The sequence below is a fragment of the Streptomyces sp. NPDC107559 genome, from assembly GCF_055657365.1.
The window spans coordinates 37,853-53,442 of sequence record NZ_JBVKBD010000034.1 but is presented as its reverse complement, the minus strand read 5'-3'; the positions used below and the strand labels follow the sequence as shown (position 1 = coordinate 53,442).

At 69.1% G+C, this 15,590-nt stretch carries 14 protein-coding genes and 4 pseudogenes; 9 read left to right on the top strand and 9 right to left on the bottom strand.

All coding sequences use genetic code 11. The features are described from left to right. Positions 1-123 precede the first annotated feature (123 nt). Together cysK and ACZ7OY_RS43400 are read left to right on the top strand one after the other, a co-directional pair. On the top strand, positions 124-1,071 hold the full coding sequence (cysK, locus tag ACZ7OY_RS43405) for a cysteine synthase A (protein ID WP_472251014.1): 948 nt from the start codon (positions 124-126) through the stop codon (positions 1,069-1,071). Positions 1,072-1,201: 130 nt separating this feature from the next. Further along, positions 1,202-2,101 carry an aminoglycoside phosphotransferase family protein gene (locus tag ACZ7OY_RS43400; RefSeq protein WP_472251009.1) on the top strand — a complete coding sequence of 300 codons (900 nt, stop codon included), beginning with the start codon at positions 1,202-1,204 and terminating at the stop codon, positions 2,099-2,101. A 27-nt stretch (positions 2,102-2,128) separates the two neighbouring features. Here the strand turns inward: ACZ7OY_RS43400 and ACZ7OY_RS43395 are convergent. Continuing rightward, positions 2,129-2,404: pseudogene (locus ACZ7OY_RS43395) on the bottom strand (IS5 family transposase); the annotation flags it as partial. Positions 2,405-2,747: 343 nt separating this feature from the next. On the opposite strand from ACZ7OY_RS43395, the pseudogene ACZ7OY_RS43390 reads away from it, so the two are divergent. Then, a pseudogene (locus ACZ7OY_RS43390) lies at positions 2,748-2,933 on the top strand (IS110 family transposase); the annotation flags it as partial. 493 nt (positions 2,934-3,426) lie between these two features. Here ACZ7OY_RS43390 and ACZ7OY_RS43385 read toward each other — a convergent pair. Beyond that, a complete protein-coding gene (locus ACZ7OY_RS43385; protein ID WP_472251008.1) occupies positions 3,427-3,852 on the bottom strand; it encodes a hypothetical protein in 426 nt (141 codons plus the stop codon). A 254-nt stretch (positions 3,853-4,106) separates the two neighbouring features. Between ACZ7OY_RS43385 and ACZ7OY_RS43380 the strand changes: the two are divergent. Further along, positions 4,107-5,168 (top strand): annotated as a pseudogene (locus ACZ7OY_RS43380) (transposase); the annotation flags it as partial. Between the two features lie 197 nt (positions 5,169-5,365). Here ACZ7OY_RS43380 and ACZ7OY_RS43375 read toward each other — a convergent pair. Continuing rightward, positions 5,366-6,415 carry a LacI family DNA-binding transcriptional regulator gene (locus tag ACZ7OY_RS43375; protein WP_472251013.1) on the bottom strand — a complete coding sequence of 350 codons (1,050 nt, stop codon included), beginning with the start codon at positions 6,413-6,415 and terminating at the stop codon, positions 5,366-5,368. 440 nt (positions 6,416-6,855) lie between these two features. On the opposite strand from ACZ7OY_RS43375, the gene ACZ7OY_RS43370 reads away from it, so the two are divergent. Beyond that, positions 6,856-7,689, top strand: coding sequence for a hypothetical protein (locus tag ACZ7OY_RS43370; protein ID WP_472251007.1), 834 nt, complete (start codon positions 6,856-6,858; stop codon positions 7,687-7,689). A gap of 159 nt (positions 7,690-7,848) precedes the next feature. Further along, positions 7,849-7,950, top strand: a pseudogene (locus ACZ7OY_RS43365) (IS21-like element helper ATPase IstB); the annotation flags it as partial. A 92-nt stretch (positions 7,951-8,042) separates the two neighbouring features. Here the strand turns inward: ACZ7OY_RS43365 and ACZ7OY_RS43360 are convergent. Further along, the gene (locus tag ACZ7OY_RS43360; RefSeq protein WP_472251006.1) at positions 8,043-8,348 is read right to left on the bottom strand and encodes a hypothetical protein; all 306 of its coding nucleotides are present in this window, start codon (positions 8,346-8,348) and stop codon (positions 8,043-8,045) included. 94 nt (positions 8,349-8,442) lie between these two features. Here ACZ7OY_RS43360 and ACZ7OY_RS43355 point away from each other — a divergent pair, with 94 nt between their 5' ends. Next, the gene (locus ACZ7OY_RS43355; protein WP_472251005.1) at positions 8,443-9,180 is read left to right on the top strand and encodes a translation initiation factor IF-2; all 738 of its coding nucleotides are present in this window, start codon (positions 8,443-8,445) and stop codon (positions 9,178-9,180) included. Between the two features lie 446 nt (positions 9,181-9,626). Here ACZ7OY_RS43355 and ACZ7OY_RS43350 read toward each other — a convergent pair whose 3' ends face one another. The 3 genes from ACZ7OY_RS43350 to ACZ7OY_RS43340 form a co-directional block, all read right to left on the bottom strand. Continuing rightward, positions 9,627-10,520, bottom strand: a complete 894-nt coding sequence (locus ACZ7OY_RS43350; RefSeq protein ID WP_472251004.1) for a hypothetical protein — start codon at positions 10,518-10,520, stop codon at positions 9,627-9,629. Positions 10,521-11,029: 509 nt separating this feature from the next. Next, the gene (locus tag ACZ7OY_RS43345; protein WP_472251003.1) at positions 11,030-11,791 is read right to left on the bottom strand and encodes an NAD-dependent epimerase/dehydratase family protein; all 762 of its coding nucleotides are present in this window, start codon (positions 11,789-11,791) and stop codon (positions 11,030-11,032) included. Positions 11,792-11,814: 23 nt separating this feature from the next. Then, a complete protein-coding gene (locus tag ACZ7OY_RS43340; RefSeq protein WP_472251002.1) occupies positions 11,815-12,489 on the bottom strand; it encodes a TetR/AcrR family transcriptional regulator in 675 nt (224 codons plus the stop codon). A gap of 159 nt (positions 12,490-12,648) precedes the next feature. Between ACZ7OY_RS43340 and ACZ7OY_RS43335 the strand changes: the two genes are divergently transcribed. After that, positions 12,649-13,485 (top strand): SDR family NAD(P)-dependent oxidoreductase, encoded by an 837-nt coding sequence (locus ACZ7OY_RS43335; protein WP_472251012.1) that lies wholly within the window; start codon positions 12,649-12,651, stop codon positions 13,483-13,485. Positions 13,486-13,727: 242 nt separating this feature from the next. On the opposite strand, the gene ACZ7OY_RS43330 is transcribed toward ACZ7OY_RS43335, so the two are convergent. Further along, positions 13,728-14,171, bottom strand: coding sequence for a PaaI family thioesterase (locus tag ACZ7OY_RS43330; RefSeq protein WP_472251011.1), 444 nt, complete (start codon positions 14,169-14,171; stop codon positions 13,728-13,730). Positions 14,172-14,231: 60 nt separating this feature from the next. Beyond that, on the bottom strand, positions 14,232-14,849 hold the full coding sequence (locus tag ACZ7OY_RS43325; protein ID WP_472251001.1) for a LysE family translocator: 618 nt from the start codon (positions 14,847-14,849) through the stop codon (positions 14,232-14,234). A gap of 111 nt (positions 14,850-14,960) precedes the next feature. Between ACZ7OY_RS43325 and ACZ7OY_RS43320 the strand changes: the two genes are divergently transcribed. Continuing rightward, positions 14,961-15,473: an Lrp/AsnC family transcriptional regulator gene (locus ACZ7OY_RS43320; RefSeq protein ID WP_472251000.1), complete on the top strand. Its 513-nt coding sequence runs from the start codon at positions 14,961-14,963 to the stop codon at positions 15,471-15,473. Positions 15,474-15,590 lie beyond the last annotated feature (117 nt).

The following is a 15,590-nucleotide window of genomic DNA, read 5'->3' as shown; positions in this document are numbered from 1 at the left end:
GCCATCCAGCGGCGTGCCTGTGACAGCCATACCCAGAGCCCCTGGGCCCATCGATCTTACGAATGACCGATCAAGCCCAAGAAGAAAGGTAGGACCTCTGTGACCATTCCCAGCTATCTCGCCATGGCCCCCGCAGTCGCACCCCGCATCGCCGACGGCATCGACCAGTTGATCGGCGGCACGCCGCTGTTGCGACTGCCGCTCGACGGGCAGGCCGCGCCCGGCGTCCAGGTTCTGGCCAAGCTGGAATCGGCCAACCCGCTGGCCAGCGTCAAAGACCGGACGGCCCTGTGGATGCTCCGAGCCGCCGAGGCGGCCGGTGAACTGGTGCCCGGCCAGGGAACCGTGATCGAGGCGACATCCGGGAACACCGGCATCGCGCTGGCCGGCCTGGCCGCCGCTCGCGGCTACCGCTGCGTGATCGTGATGCCGGACAACGCCACCCAGGAGCGGATAGACCTGCTGGGCGCGCTGGGCGCGCAGGTGGTCCTCACTCCGCGCGAACTGCGCTTCCAGGGCTGCATCGACAAAGCCGAGGAAATCCACCACGCCACCCCCGGCTCCTGGTACGCGCGGCAGCACGAGAATGTGGCGAACGTCCGCGCGCATCGCGAGACGACCGGCCCCGAGATCTGGGCCGACACCGGCGGCAGTGTGGACCTGCTGGTCTGCGGGATCGGTACGGGCGGCACGCTGTGCGGGGCCGCGGGCTTCCTCAAGGAGCACAACGAGCAGCTGAGGGCGGTGGCGGTGGAGCCGGCCTCCTCCCCGCTGCTCTCCCAAGGGTTCGCGGGACCGCATGCGATTCCGGGACTGACCGGCGGCTTCGTGGCCCCGACCACCGACCTTTCGCTGATCGACGAGGTGCTGACCGTCTCCGACGACGAGGCACTGGAGACCGCGCGCTGGCTGGCCCGGCGAGTGGGCGTGCTGGCCGGGATCTCCTCGGGCGCGGCCGTGCATGCTGCGCTGCGCCTGGCACGCCGCCCGGAACAGGCGGGGCGGACGATCGTCACTGTGCTCCCGGACACCGGCGAGCGCTATCTCAGCGTGTGGTCCGCGGCGGAGTGATCCTCGGCCAACCGGAACGGGTGCGCCGCCGCCGACCTCGTGAAAGCGCGAGGCCAGGGCGTGTTGCGAAAGTGGTACCGCCGGAAAAGCGATTGACGCTCGCCGGTGTCCGGCGGTCGGATGACGTGTGATGAACACAGGCCAGATGCATCCCGGCATGCACGCCATCGACGTCGACCTTGTACGGCGGCTGATCGCCGGGCAGTTCCCGCAGTGGGCGGCGCTGGCGGTCGAGCAGTTTCCGTCCGGCGGGACGGTCAACGCCATGTACCGGCTCGGCGATGACATGGTCGTACGGCTGCCGCTCGTGCAAGGCGGGGCCAACGACGTGTCGGTGGAGCGGACGTGGCTGCCCCGGCTCGCGCCTCACCTGCCTACGACCATTCCCGAGGCACTCGGGGAGGGGGAGCCCGCGGAGGGGTACCCATGGCCGTGGTCGGTGTACCGGTGGCTGGCGGGGGAGAATCCCGAGGCGGGAGCCCTGAGCGAGCCGATACTGCTGGCCGAGGATCTGGCCGAGTTCGTGGCGGCGATGCGGAGCATCACCCTGCCGGGTGCGCCGCAGGCCCACCGCGGGGGGCCGGTCGCCTCGCTCGACGCGGAGACCCGGGCGGCGATCGAGGAACTGCGCGGGATCCCACAGGAGGGCGTCGACTGCGATGCCGCCACAGCCGTGTGGGAGCAGGCGCTGCGGGCCCCCGGCTGGGACGGGCCGCCGGTGTGGCTGCACGCCGATCTCATGCCGGGCAACCTGCTGGTGGACGATGGCAGGCTGACCTCGGTAATCGACTTCGGGTGCCTGGGGGCGGGCGATCCGGCCTGCGATCTGTTCCCAGCGTGGAATCTGCTGCCGGCCAAGGCTAGGGAAGTCTTCCGCGAGGCGCTGAGCGTGGACAACGCGACCTGGATCCGCGGCCGGGGACGGACACTCTCGCAGGCGCTGATCGCGCTGCCGTACTACCGAAAGACGAACCCGGCGATGGCGCACAATGCCCGGCATGTAATCCGGACGGTGCTGCAAGAGAGCTGACGCCAGAGCGTGTTGGGACTGTGCTGGTCACAGCCACTCGTTGACCGCAGCGACCAGCACAGTGGCCAGGAAGCGGACCGCGAGCTTGTCGTATCGCGTGGCCACGGCCCGGTGGCGCTTCAGCCTGTTGATCCCACACTCGACAGCGTGGCGCTTCTTGTAGTCCTCCTTGTCGAATTTGGGCGGACGGCCGCCTCGGGAGCCGAGCCTCTTGCGGTTGCGGACCTGGTCGGACTTCTCCGGGATGGTGCAGAGCACACCTCGTCTGCGCAGGCAGGCGCGGTTCGCACGGGAACCGTACGCCTAATAGGCACTGTGGATTGGCAGTTGTCAGTCCTGGCAGGGGCCGGGCGAGACGTCTGGGCTGTATGCAGCGCCTGGGAGTGCTTCGACAAGAGGGACGCGTGCACGGCCTCTGCCGATTCGAGCGCGGTCGCCATACCGTGCCGTGGTTCGAGCCGTTCCCAGGAACACCTCCCGATCAGCCGGAGTCGTGGAGCTCTTCACGAGAGCGAGGACCCTGGACACTGCTGGGGCCACGGACGGCTGATGGGGTGGTGCGCCAGTGAGCGCTTCTATTAGGTCTCCGGGTGGTCCTGCCACGGCCCGACACGGACGGACAGGCAAGGCCCGAAAGGAGCGCGCGTTGCACGTGACCTGTGGAATCGACCGGGCTGAGGATCACCACGACGTTGCCGTGGTCGACCGGGACGCTCGGCTGCTCGGCAAGCTCAGGATCGGCGACGACGCAGCAGGCTTCCAGGACCTGCTTCGGTTGCTCGCCGAGCACGGTGACAGTCCGGACGATCCGATCCCGATCGCGATCGAGACAGGCCCGAGCCCGGCGGCTTCCTGCCGTTCGCGTCGACGATCGACGGGGACCAGATCGGCTGGTGCGCGGACGGCCCGCCCGAGACTTGGCGCGTAGCCGTCAACCCACGCCACTGCGACCAAGGACCGCCCCTGCCAGACGACTTCACGGCAACCCTGCTCACGTGGTTGCGCGACGGCCCCGCCGAATCCGGCTTCCCCGGTCTGACCGGCCGGGACCTGCATCCGCTGGACGTCATGTTCTTCGAACCGTTCGGGCCGGGCGCGCCGTGGTGAAGGCCCCTCGTCACCACGGGCTGGGGCCTCAGCACCGTTGCGTTAGGGCCATGAGCGGCTGTTGAGGCCGTGGGCGAAGGACGCGACGGTGGTGCGGACGGTGTATTTCTGGGCCTTGTGGGGGTGTTGTCGCGCAGCGTGGCTGCGAGCGCGGCGGGCTCGCCGGTGGTGGCCGATGCGCCGTCCTAGCCCGCCTCCGGCTCGGCAATCCGCGCGCGCTACTGCGCCAGGGCACCGGCTGGGGTGATCGGTACGGACGTGCCGTCGATCCCTGTCTCGCGCGTCATCACGTATCTGTTCCCGGCGTCGGGATCGCCGTAGAAGAAGAACAGCCGCACCTCGTCGTGCTTATCGCGGTCTACGAAGAAGGACCACGCGTATGTCGACGGGGGTGCAGGAGTCGAGGTGTCAGTGGCCGCCGCGGGGGAACGGCTCTCCACTCGGGTCCGGGCTGACAGCACGAGTCGGAGGACCTGCCCACCGTCGTCGTCTGTCAGTTCCCAGGTTCCCGTACCGGAGAGGCGCCAGCCGTCATCGAAGTCGAAGTCATGCCCGTCGAGCTTTTCGAGAAGAGCCGTTCCGCCTTCGCGCAGCACCACGCGGGTCCCCTCGACGTTTTCCCAACCCCCAGCGACTTCGGCCACCGTAGTGTCGTGGACCCCTGTTCCCCCGTAGTACTGGTAGGGGTTGGCGCACCCAGTCAGGGCAGTCAAAGCCAGCATCAAGCCACCGAGAACCGCTCCCCACGCACCCAGCCTGCTCCCGCCCGCCACCAGGACCTCCCACCCTCAGCCCGCATCGGCCAACCGAGTCAGGAAGTGGGCCGTGGCAGCTACCTTGCCAGACATATTGAACGCGTTCAACTCTGCGATCGGAGAGGCGGCGCGTACCACCCGACATCCCCGTTCCCGGCCGGCCCTACTCGATCATCTGCGCGCTCGAGCCCGGCCCCAGTTCATGGACCGCACCGCTGGACGCGCTGCGCCTGGCGCCCGGCGACGACACCGCCACTGTCACTGCCCGGCAGTTGCGTGATCTGCTTCAGCGGCTGATCACCGCGGGACAGTGGCGCAGCGGCGACCCTGACATCCTCATCGTCGCGGACGCCGGATACGACGCACCCCGCCTCGGCTTCCTCCTGGGTGACCTGCCGGTCCAGGTGCTGGCCAGGATGCGATCCGACCGCGTCCTGCGCAGGGCTGTCCCACCCCGGCTGCCTCGCACCCGAGGCCGACCGCCCCGGCACGGCGGCGAGTTCGACTTCGGACAGCCCGACACCTGGGACACCCCCAGCACCGAATCCGTCACCGAAACCCGCCTCTACGGCACCGCCACCGCCCGCTCCTGGAACCGGCTCCACCCCAGACTGACCCACCGCTCCTCCTGGGCGGCAGCGGACGGCACCCTCCCCATCGTCGAAGGGACGGTCATCCGCCTGGATATCGACCACCTGCCCAGCGGAGCAACACCGAAGCCGGTCCGGCTGTGGTGGTCAGGCACCGATGCCACCCCGGCAGACGCCGACCGTCTCTGGCAGACATACCTGCGACGTTTCGACATCGACCACACCTTCCGCCTGTTCAAACAGACCCTCGGCTGGACCTCCCCCAAGATCCGCACCCCCGAGGCAGCCGACCGATGGACCTGGCTCATCCTCGCCGCCTACACCCAACTGCGGCTCGCCCGCCCACTCGCAGCCGACCGGCGTCGGCCCTGGGAGAAACCCACCCCACCAGACAGACTCACCCCCGCCCGAGTCCGCCGCGACTTCCGGCACATCCGCCCACAAGCCGCCGGCCCGGCCCAAGCACCGAAACCTTCCCGTCCCGGTCCCGGACAGCCATCGGGCCGAACGAACACCCGGCCCACACCCCGCCACGACGTGCACCCACCCCGCAAAACAGCGGCGGCGAAACAGGGAACGAAGAACTCGACCACCCCACGACCACGCCGCACCGGTAAAAGGTCAAGCCAGGACGTGGTGCGCCCGTGGAACGTCGCGCTGCCGTCCTGGACGGAGGCCATGAACAGCATCGGCCGTTTCGTGGGCCGCGATTTCACCGAGGAGGAAAGGAGTCTCTACCGCCTCGACCACTCCTCCGGCCGGACCTGCTGAGCGACCGACGGGACACACGCGTGGTCGAGTCCGCCCCGCGCTCAGGCCGAATCGCGGATGACCAGTCGCGTGGGGGTGACCACGGACGGCAGAGACGGGGGACCCTCTCCTTGGACAAGCGGGTGCGACGTCCGGTGGCACAGGATCCGCGCCATGAGCCGTCCCATCTCCTCGATATCCTGGTGCACCGTCGTCAGCGGTGGCTGCGTCGCCTCGGCGATGGGCGTGAGGTCGTCGAAGCCGACGACGGCCACATCCTCCGGCACGCTACGCCCCCGCTCGCGCAGGGTCCGCAGCGCACCGGAAGCCATCAGGTCCGAGGCGACGAACACCGCGTCCAGATCCGGTGCCTGGTCGAGCAGCAGGGCCATGGCGTCGGCGCCGCCCTGCAACGTGAAGTCGCCCTGGGTAAGCAGTCGGGACGGGGTGTTCAGCAGGACGTCGCGGTAGCCGTCGAGGCGGTCGATCGCGGCCCCCTGGTCGAGCGGCCCGGTGATCGTCGCGATGCGTCGACGTCCCAGCGACACGAGGTACCGAACGGCTTCCCGGGCACCACCGCGGTTGTCGGCATCGACGTACGTGTAGACGTCGCCGTTATGTCCGGAGCCGAGAACGGGACGTCCGCCGAAGACAGCCGGTAGCCCCATCTGTTCGACCATGTCCGGCAACGGGTCGTCGGCGCGCAGCGAGAACAGCAGGGCACCGTCGACGTGACCGCCTCCCAGGAAGTCGCAGACACGCGGATAGTCGTCCTGTTCCTCGATGAACAAAAGTACGGGCTGGGCTCCATGCCGGACGAGTTCCTGTCGGATGCCACGGAGATGGCAGTCGAAGTACGGGTCGACGAAAAGGCGGTTCTGCGGTTCGGTGACCACCACGGCGACGGCGTTGTTGTGGCGGGTGACCAGCTTCCTGGCGGCCTGGTTCGGTACGTAGCCGAGTTCCGCCACCGCGTCCCGGATACGATCGGCGACTGCCGCCCGTACCTTCGGCTCGCCGTTGATCACCCGTGACACCGTCGACTTCGACACCCCTGCCCTGCGCGCCACGTCCTCGAGTGTGGGGCGTTGCCCGTTCAGCCGTTCAGCCAACTCGGTCTCCGATGCAGCGCAGTTCACCGTTGTCGCCGGCCACGTTAGTGGCTGTTGCCGTACCGATCTTGGGATTTGCCGATCGGACGAAGGCAGCGGCGGCCCCTCGGCCCCGAGTCCGGCTCGAACATTCCTCTTCCTCCGCCGGTTCAGACTGCTTCCGGTCACTTATGGGGATCGACAGGTGGACCGGCCCGGTCGGCGACTGCAACGCCTGCGCGTAGGTCGCTAGGGGGCGACGGGGGCCACACACCCGCCGAGGGAATCTGCGCCCCTCGGCGGACAGGCATCGCCTCCGGTGCCGTCAGTCGTCCATGGCCTGGTAGAGCGTGGTCCAGAAGTCGTGCATGAGCCGCACCGGATCCAAGCCTGGGCGTGCGAGGACGAAGCGCCGGGGGCCATGACCGGCCGCCGCAGGCCGCCCGCTAACATTCCTTCGCATGATGAGGCGCGGGTGGCGGCTGGGTACCGTGGCGGTGCTGGCGGCGCTCTGCGCCTCAGCTCCACCACGCCCGCAGGTCATCAACACGGCATCCGACCTCGGCCCCCTCCCGGCCGACCGCTACGCCTACACGCCGCAGGACTATCAACGATCGCAGCAGGCAACGGCATTGCTGGTCCGGCAGTGCATGGCGCAGCACGGCCACCCGGAGTTCCCGCTCGATCCGCGCTACCCCAGCGACCCGATCGTCGCCACCGCGGTCGGCACCGACTACGGCGTCCTGGACCTCGCCGCCGCCCGCCGCTGGGGCTACGGCTGGGACCCGGCAAAACCCCCGGCCCCCCAGCCCGAGGGCCGCCGCATGACCGCCGCCGAGTACGCGGACCTCCCCGGCTGCAACGCCGACGCGAACCGGCGCCTGATGCGCGGCATCGACCTCAAAGGGGACTGGCTGTACGCCGGCACCCGCGCGATCGAGGTCGACAAGGAGGTCAAGCGCGACCCGCGCCTGCGCGCGGCCTGGCTGACGTGGTCCCGCTGTATGGCCGAACAAGGATCCCCGCGTTATCCCGACCCCGTCGAGGCGTACACGGACACCGCCTGGCAGCGCGGCAGCGACGGCAACACCCGGCACACGCAGCGGGAACGCGCCACTGCCGTCGCGGACGTCACCTGCAAACGCCGCCACCGCACCGCCGAACTCTGGCACACCGTACAAGCACAGAAGCAGACCGCCGACATCACCCGCCACCACGACCGCTACACCGCCGGACTGCAGGCGCTGCAGACGTACCGCGCCACCATCGCCGAGGTGCTGCGCACACTCGGCTGACACCTCACGCCACACACCCGCCACCCCAGCACACATGCACCGAGGAGGTGGCGCTGCCTGCGGCAGACAGGGCAGGAAGCAGCGGAATCGGACGGGCCAGCCCTGCCGGGCCGGCACGGCGCCGAAACCGCGTGGCACCGCATGAACGGGGAGGCCACCGCCCTGCACACCAAGGCGGCGATGAACGGCTGCCGCGTCCGGTACACGCTGGCCACGAAGCTGGTGAACGAGCTGGACGAAGCCGCTGACGAGAACCAAGTGCAAGGAGAAGAACAGCGTCGCCATCGCTTATGACGAGTCATTCGGGAAAGCGCACACGTTCCGGCGAACCCCTGCCAGGTGGTGCCGAAACTTCACGGGTTCGATGGTGTCGAGGAGACTGCCCAGTCGCCTCGATGTTCGCGCCACGCGGCCCTGAGGGCTTCGAGCTCGGCTCGTGGGAAGTGCTCACCCCACTTGCCGCGGAATGCGCTCTCGCCGTACTCCCTCACGACCTCGTCGAAGCACCGGATCACTGCTCGGGCCACGACGTCGATGTCCTGCTGGGGGGACCAGATCTCGGTCCCCATGTCGTCGTGGGCACTACCGTTGGCCAGCTCCAGCAGGCGGATCCACACGTTGGTGCCTTCACGCCGCCGGAACTCACGGGGTACGCCCACCTCCCGATTGCCGCACCGGCTGAGTACGAACACCTACGCCGGTCTGGGTACGTGAGCTGTTGCCCGGCGCGCGCGGCTCCAGAAGGGTGGACGCATGCGCCGACTACTGCTGCTCGCCCCACTGTTACTGCTCTTCACCGCCGGCTGCGGGCTGGCGCCGTCCTCCGAGGACAAGGCGACCGACGCCGCCCGCGAGGTGGCCAGGAACGCGGGTAAGCAGCTCTACAGCCAGCGTCCACGCACGGCGGAGGAAGTCGGGCGCTCCGCTTCCCATATCGACCGGGTGGAAGTGATGCGGGTGACGGGGACCTCGACTCACGACGGGGACGGCGTCGACGTCATCGTGCGCACGTCCGGCTCGGCGTACAACGGATGGTTCGACGCTCAGGAAGTCGCCGTGCAGCGCTGTTTCGCGGTGCGCGTGTCGCCCGAATCGGAGTGGGGTGAGGATCCCCGTGACGTGGACTGCCCGCACGGCCCTGCACTGACCTTCGCCCCGCCACCCGAACCGCCCCGGCTGCCGTACGAGGAGCTCCGCGCGAAACTTCCCCGGGTACCGAAGGACGGCCGGGTGGACGAGGCCGAGGTGCGCCGTACGCTCGCCGCCCTGGACCTGCCTCCGGCGATCCACACCGAAGTGAAGACGGACGGCGGCCGGGTCGGCGTTCTCCTGTCGGTCAAGGGCAACGGCTTCGACGCGCAGGACTGCCTTCTCGCCCGCGTGAGCCCCGGCGCCACCGAGGTGTGGGTGCCGCCCCGGATCCAGCGGATGCCCGGAGAGGGCGGCTGCACCGTCGGCAATGCCCTGGACCCGCTACCGCCACCCCATTGAACGGGGTGCCTGGCTCCGACGTAAAGCCGCCCGCACTACTCCCCCGCATCACCGCAATCGGCCAAGACCACGAGGAATCCTGCGGCACGGCGCCCGCGGCGGTGCGGGCAACAATTTCCCGGAAGGTGGAAGTCCCCAGGCCGACAGCCTGGTTGCGTTCTTCGAAGTGGTGACGAGCGCTTCCGGGGAGCAGATGCGGGTACCTCCCCCGGACCAGGACAGTGCCCTGAGCAACGCCGAGACCCAGACCAGCACGCCCCAATTTCAGGCGCGGGCCGGCCCGATAGGCACAGGACTTGAAGAAACCGAGACTCCGGACTCGACCCGTTCGGCGATTGCCCTTCGAATCAGCCGCGTTCTTCTGCCCGAGAACAGCCGCCCGGCGCCCCCGCCCGAGAGGACTCACCGAAACGGCCGCCCGGGACATCGGATCGGCCGCGCGGGCGTCACCCCGCCTTCGCCGGGTCGATCCCAAACAGGGTGGCGGCGGCCATGGCCTGCTTCACGCTGCACGTCTCCTGCTCGTCGGCTGGGGCGGCCCACAGCGGTATCAAGCGGGACGCGGTGGACGAGGATTCCATGCGCAGGTAGTGGCAGACATCATTGATGCGCAGAGTGACGACGTACAGGTCCCCGCCTCCAGCCTTACCGGCGACCACGCTCACGGTGTCGTCGGCGGCAACCATCTGCCTGTCTCTGAGGAAGTCCAGTGCCCCCTGCGGCGTATGCGCATACCCGTCGGTCGCCATCCGCCGGTACACGTTGTTGCCGACGGGCTGCCGTATGAGGAGCGCGCCCATCTGCGCCGTCAGGCTGCCGGGCCTGCTGTCGGTCCGCAACGCCGGGCAGGAGATGGCGGACTGCTCCACGGTGTATGGGCCGAAGCCGAACGTGTAGCGGTAGCAGCGGACCGGGTAAGCGTGCGCGGCGACGGTCTCCTTTTCCGGGGGTACGAGCCCCAACATCACGGTTGCAGCGTGGACGTTGCCGTCGGGCTGGCCCTGTGCCTTGCCGAGACTCAGCAGTGCACCGCCGTGGGCCTCGACCTGGGCGACGATCGTGCCCTCGGTGAACTGCCCTCCGTAGGGCTGGCCGCCCGAGTAGAAGCCCGAGTTCAGGTTTTCACGCAGGCCTTCGGCTATCTCGGCGGCCTGTGCGTCGACGGCGGATGTGTCCGGAGCGGTGATCCTTTGGTAGAGCAAGGTGCCGGCCACTCCCGTGGCCCCGGCCACGAGCGCGGTCACCGCGAAGAACAGGACTCGCATCATGGTGCTGTACGCCCTGGTTCGACCGGAACCGGACTGCTGGTCCTGCTGAACCCCCGCGGCATGCGTCGTCATAATTCTTTTCCCCGTCGGCAGAACATCGCGAAATGTTTCGGTGCCGCCGAATAGTGCCAGCTGTCCCACAACGTCTCTGCGCGTCAAAGGGTTTGGCCGTGTCCGCATACGAAAGGACTCGGCCGTCGCACTTCCAGCAACGCCGCTGAGGGTAGCTGACCACCTGATGCACGCTTCGACCAAGCCCCGCGAGATCCAGTGTTATAGCGACCGCATCGAGGTCCAGGTCTTCGGGATGCGACGGGTCCGACCCGGGGGCGATCGAGCGCGCCTGCATGCAGGGCCCGGGCTTCCTGGAAGACATCAAGGGGATGGACATCTCGACGATCATCGACGTCATGTCACGTCACGTTCGCACGACTTGAACCGAGTGCAGGCTCGTCCCTGGCCTGATCACTGCATCGGGCACTCGTCCGGCGGCGGGCGCCCGACGAGCAGACCTACGACAGGACCGCCCTGCGACCCGCTCCGAGGGCGGTCCTGTCCGTCTCGCGCTCCGGGAAGCCGCCTCAGTCGCGTTCGTCCACGTTCTCTGCGGCACCGCCCTTGGTGACGGTGGGGCCGATCCGGCGGACCTGCGGAATGGTGGTGACCATGTGGAGCGTCGCCCGCTCGCTCAGACAGACCATCTGGTGGGGCACGTCGCCGGGGAACCGCACGACGGCGCGGCCGGCGGCGAGCATGGCGCGGCCGGCGGCCGCGGTGGTGGTGACGTGGTGGGGAAAGGCGCGCCGCAGGAGCGGGTAGAGGCCCGTCATGGCGCGGTACATCACGCGGTACACGGGAGTGCGGGAGGTGGCTCCGTCCACGGGCTGGACGTAGCCGGGACGGACCATGTACGCGGTCATCGGCAGGGCGAGCAGGTCGTTCTCGGTGCGGCCCTTGACCCGTGCCCACATCTGGCGGCTCTTGCCCGTGGGGTCCGTTCCCTCCCCTGAGACGTAGACGAAGGTGAGCGTCGGGCTGGCGGTGTGGAGGGCTCGGGCGGCGGCGAGGGCGTAGTCGTGGGTGACGCGGGTGTACTCCTGTTCGCTCTTGCCGACCGCCGAGACGCCGAGGCAGTAGAAGCAGGCCTCCAGGCCCTTGAGCTGGTCCTGGATGGCGCTGTAGTCGGTGAAGTCGGTGTGGATGATCTGCCGGAGTTTGGGGTGCTCGACGAGCAGTGGGCGGCGGACGACGGCGAGTACCTCGGTGACGCCGTCATCGAGCAGGCAGGCTCGCAGGGCGCCGTGTCCGATCATGCCGGACGCTCCGAAGACGATGACGCGCACGATGGCTCCGGTAGGTGGGTGGGTCAGGACGGATTGCGGGCGAGGGTGCCCGCGGCGAGGGTGGCGAGCAGCCCTTGGAGGGAGGCGGCGAAGTCCATCTTCAGGACGGCGAGGGCGGGGTCGGCGTCGTAGGCGGCGAGCATCGCCTGCGACGGGCGGGCGTGGGTCCACACCGCGCCGATCACCAGGAGCATGGACGCGGCCAGCTGGTGCGCGCTGTCGCCGAGCTCGGGCAGGTGCGCCCGCACGAGGGCCGCGAGCTCGTCCACGTTCGCGATGGCGGCCCTCTTGTAGCGGGCCGCCACCTCTGGGGACACGTTGTGCTCCAACACGCCGGCCTGCGCGCTGAGCAGGTCGCACAGCATCCGGCGCCCGGCGAGGGAGGCGGTGACCACCGCGGCGAACTGCTCGCCCCGCTCGACCGCCGGCGCAGCAGCGTCGACGCCGGCAGCCAGTTGTTCCGGCAGCTCGGCCGTCCACTGCTTCCAGGCCTGATCGAGCAGTTCCAGGAGGATGGCCTCGCGGGACTCGAAGTAGCGCAGGACGTTCGACTTGGCGAGTCCGACGCGGCGACTCAGCTCGTTGAGGCTGACCGCGCTCACGGCCATCTCGTCGAGCATGGCGGCGGCAGTGTCCAGAATCGCCCGCCGCCGCGACTCCCGCTGCTCCTCGCTGCGCGCCCGTTGGAAAGTGTTCATGCCCCAGATATTACAGACCGACGGTCTTTTGACATCAGACCGATGGTCTCTTACGTTGGAGGCATCGCAACGGACCGGCGGTCTGATATTTCGGGCCGACTCTGAGCAGTCTCCGAGAACGCCTGCCGGCCCCCACCACGACAGGAAACGAGCATGCTCATGTCCAAGGTCTGGTTCATCACCGGAAGCTCCCGCGGCCTGGGCCGCGCCATCGTCGTCGCGGCCCTCGAAGCAGGCGGCCAAGTGGTCGCCACCGCCCGCGACACCGCGAAGCTCGACGACCTCGTCGCCCGCTACGGCGACCGCGTCCACCCCGTCGCCCTCGACGTCACCGACCCGGGAGCCGTGGAACGCGCCGTCCAGGAGGGCCTGAAGACGTTCGGCCGCTACGACGTCGTCGTCAACAACGCCGGGTACGGCGACCTCGCCTCCGTCGAAGACGGCACCGTCGACGATTTCCGCGCCCAGATCGACACCAACTTCTACGGCGTCTACTACGTCAGCAAGGCCGTGACGCCGGTCCTGCGCGAGCAGGGCTTCGGGCACATCTTCCAGGTCTCCTCCCTCGGCGGCCGGATCGGCTCGGTGGGCCTGGCCGCCTACCAGAGCGCCAAGTGGGCCGTCGGCGGCTTCTCCACCGTCCTCGCCCAGGAAGTGGCCCCCTTCGGCGTCAAGGTCACCGTTCTCGAACCGGGCGGCATGCGCACCGACTGGGCCGGCTCCTCCATGACCGTCCCGCCGATCAGCGCCCCCTACCGGCCCACGGTCGGCGCCTTCGCCGACATGCTCAGGAACACCGACCCCCACGTCGCGGCCGCGCACTCCGCCGACCCCGCGCGGGTCGCCCGAACCATCGTCGGCCTGGCCGGGAACGATGACGCCCCGGTCCGTCTCCTGCTGGGCAAGGACGCCGTGCAGTACGCCGGCGCCGCCGCCCAGGCCCTCGCCGAGTCCGACGACAAGTGGCGCCCCGTCTCCGAGTCCGTCTGGGACTGACCGCCTCACCCGAGTCCGGCGCCTTCCCCTCCCCGCCCGCACCGCTCTCACCCGGGCAGCCGCCGTGGTCCACCGGCTTGGGGCGTGGCATCGGCATCGCCGCGCCCGCGCCGGTTCGCGCGCACCGACGACGCGCGAATCCCGAAGCGGAGCCGCAGGACGACCACATCGCGGAGTCCATCGCCTCCGAGGTCGGGGCGGTGGTCGTCGACGTCGGCTACGCGGTCGGTCCGCAGGCGCAGTTACCCGAGCTTGTCCACGCGGATCAGGGTCTGCTGGCCGTTGGCGACGAGCTTGCGGGCGCCGTCGGCCTGGACGCCGTAGACCTCCAACTGGCAGACGGTCAGGGTGCGTCCGGGCTTGAGGACGAGGCCGATCGCTTCGAGGTGGTCGCCGGCGGCGGGCGCGAGGAGGTTGATCTTGTACTCGACGGTGAGGACCTCGGATTGTTCGTCGAACAGGGTGAGCGCGGCGTAGCCGCCGGCGCTGTCGGCGATGGCGCTGGTGGCACCGGCGTGGATGTAGCCGTGCTGCTGTGTCACCTCGGGGCGGGCCGGGAGCACGATGTGTACCCGGCCGGGTCCGATGTGAGTGATCCGTGCGCCGAGGTGGGACATCAGGCCCTGCAGGTCGAAGCTGTCCTGGACGCGCTTCTGCACTGCGGGGCTCGCCTGTTCCTGCTGCATCCGGTCTTCCACGTGCGTGCTCTCCTTCGGATCGGTGTCGGGTGGAGCGGGACGGGTTTCTCAGCCGGCCAGGCGTTCCACCAGCAGGAAGGCGCCGATGGCGATCATCATGGCACCGCTGACACGAGTGACGATGCGGGCGGCCGAGGGACGGGTGCTCAGCACCGTGCGGGCCAGGACGCCGACGGCGAGGTAGACGACGGCGCACGCGGTCAGGTGCACCGTGCTGAGCACTCCGGTCTGCGCGGCGACCGGCCAGCCCGTGGCGGGGTGGATGAACTGCGGAAACAGCGAGAAATACAGAAGGAGCGCCTTCGGGTTCAGACCGCTGATCCCGGCCCCCTTGAGCATGACCCGCAGCCGGGAGGCGTCAGCGCTCTTTCCGGCGGCCGTCGGCACGGCCGGCTGCCGCAGAACGCCCCATCCCAGCCACAGCAGGTACCCGGCGCCCACCACGGTCAGGGCGGTGAGTGCGGCCGGGAAGCTCGTCATGATCACCGCCAGGCCCGCGACGGCCACCAGCGCATAGGCCGCATGGCCGGCTATCAGCCCTGTGACGGCCGGGACGACCGAGCGTCCCCGCAGTCCGGCGGAGATCGCGTAAGCCCAGTCCGCGCCCGGGGTGAAGACCAGCAGCAGGTCCACAGCCAGGAAGGCCGCCAGCGTCGTCGCGTCCATCGTTCGTTCCCTCTCGCACGTCTTGCACCAGAGGGAAGAATAGGTTTGATTTGCCCGAAAGTGTTTGCGTATCTACCCCATGGTTGGGCGAAGTGAGGGAGAATCTCTCTCATGGATGCCTTGGACCGGAAGATTCTTGCCGAACTGCAGCTCGATGGCCGTCTGACGGTCACCGAGCTGGCCGCCCGTGTGCAGCTGAGCGTCTCTCCCTGCCACCGGCGACTGCGCGACCTCGAGCGTGAGGGAGCGATCCGCGGTTACCGTGCCGTCGTCGATCCGGCGGCCGTCGGTCTGAACTTCGAGGCCCTCGTCTTCGCCACCCTGCGCTGGGAGACCCCCGACACCGTCAGTGCCTTCGAGGAGGCCGTGTCCGCGGTCCCATACGTGCTGCAGGCACAGCGCCTGTTCGGAGAGCCGGATTACCTCCTGCGCGTGGCCACCGCCGACCTCGCGGCCTTTCAGCAGCTCTACGACCAGCAGCTGGCCCGGCTTCCCGGAGTCCAGCGCCTGACCTCGACTCTCGTCATGAAGAACGTCATCGACGATCGGCCCCTGCCCGGGAGCCAGGGCGCAACAGGCAACGTCCGCCCCGTCGCGACGCCCGGCTCGCTCCCCCAAGCCTGACCACCACCCGACGCCGGCACGCACAGACAAGAGACCGGCGTGGCATGCGGACTGCACCGGAGTCCATGTTCACCAGCGCACGGCGTACCCGGTCGGCCGCCTGTGAAGAACTCGCAG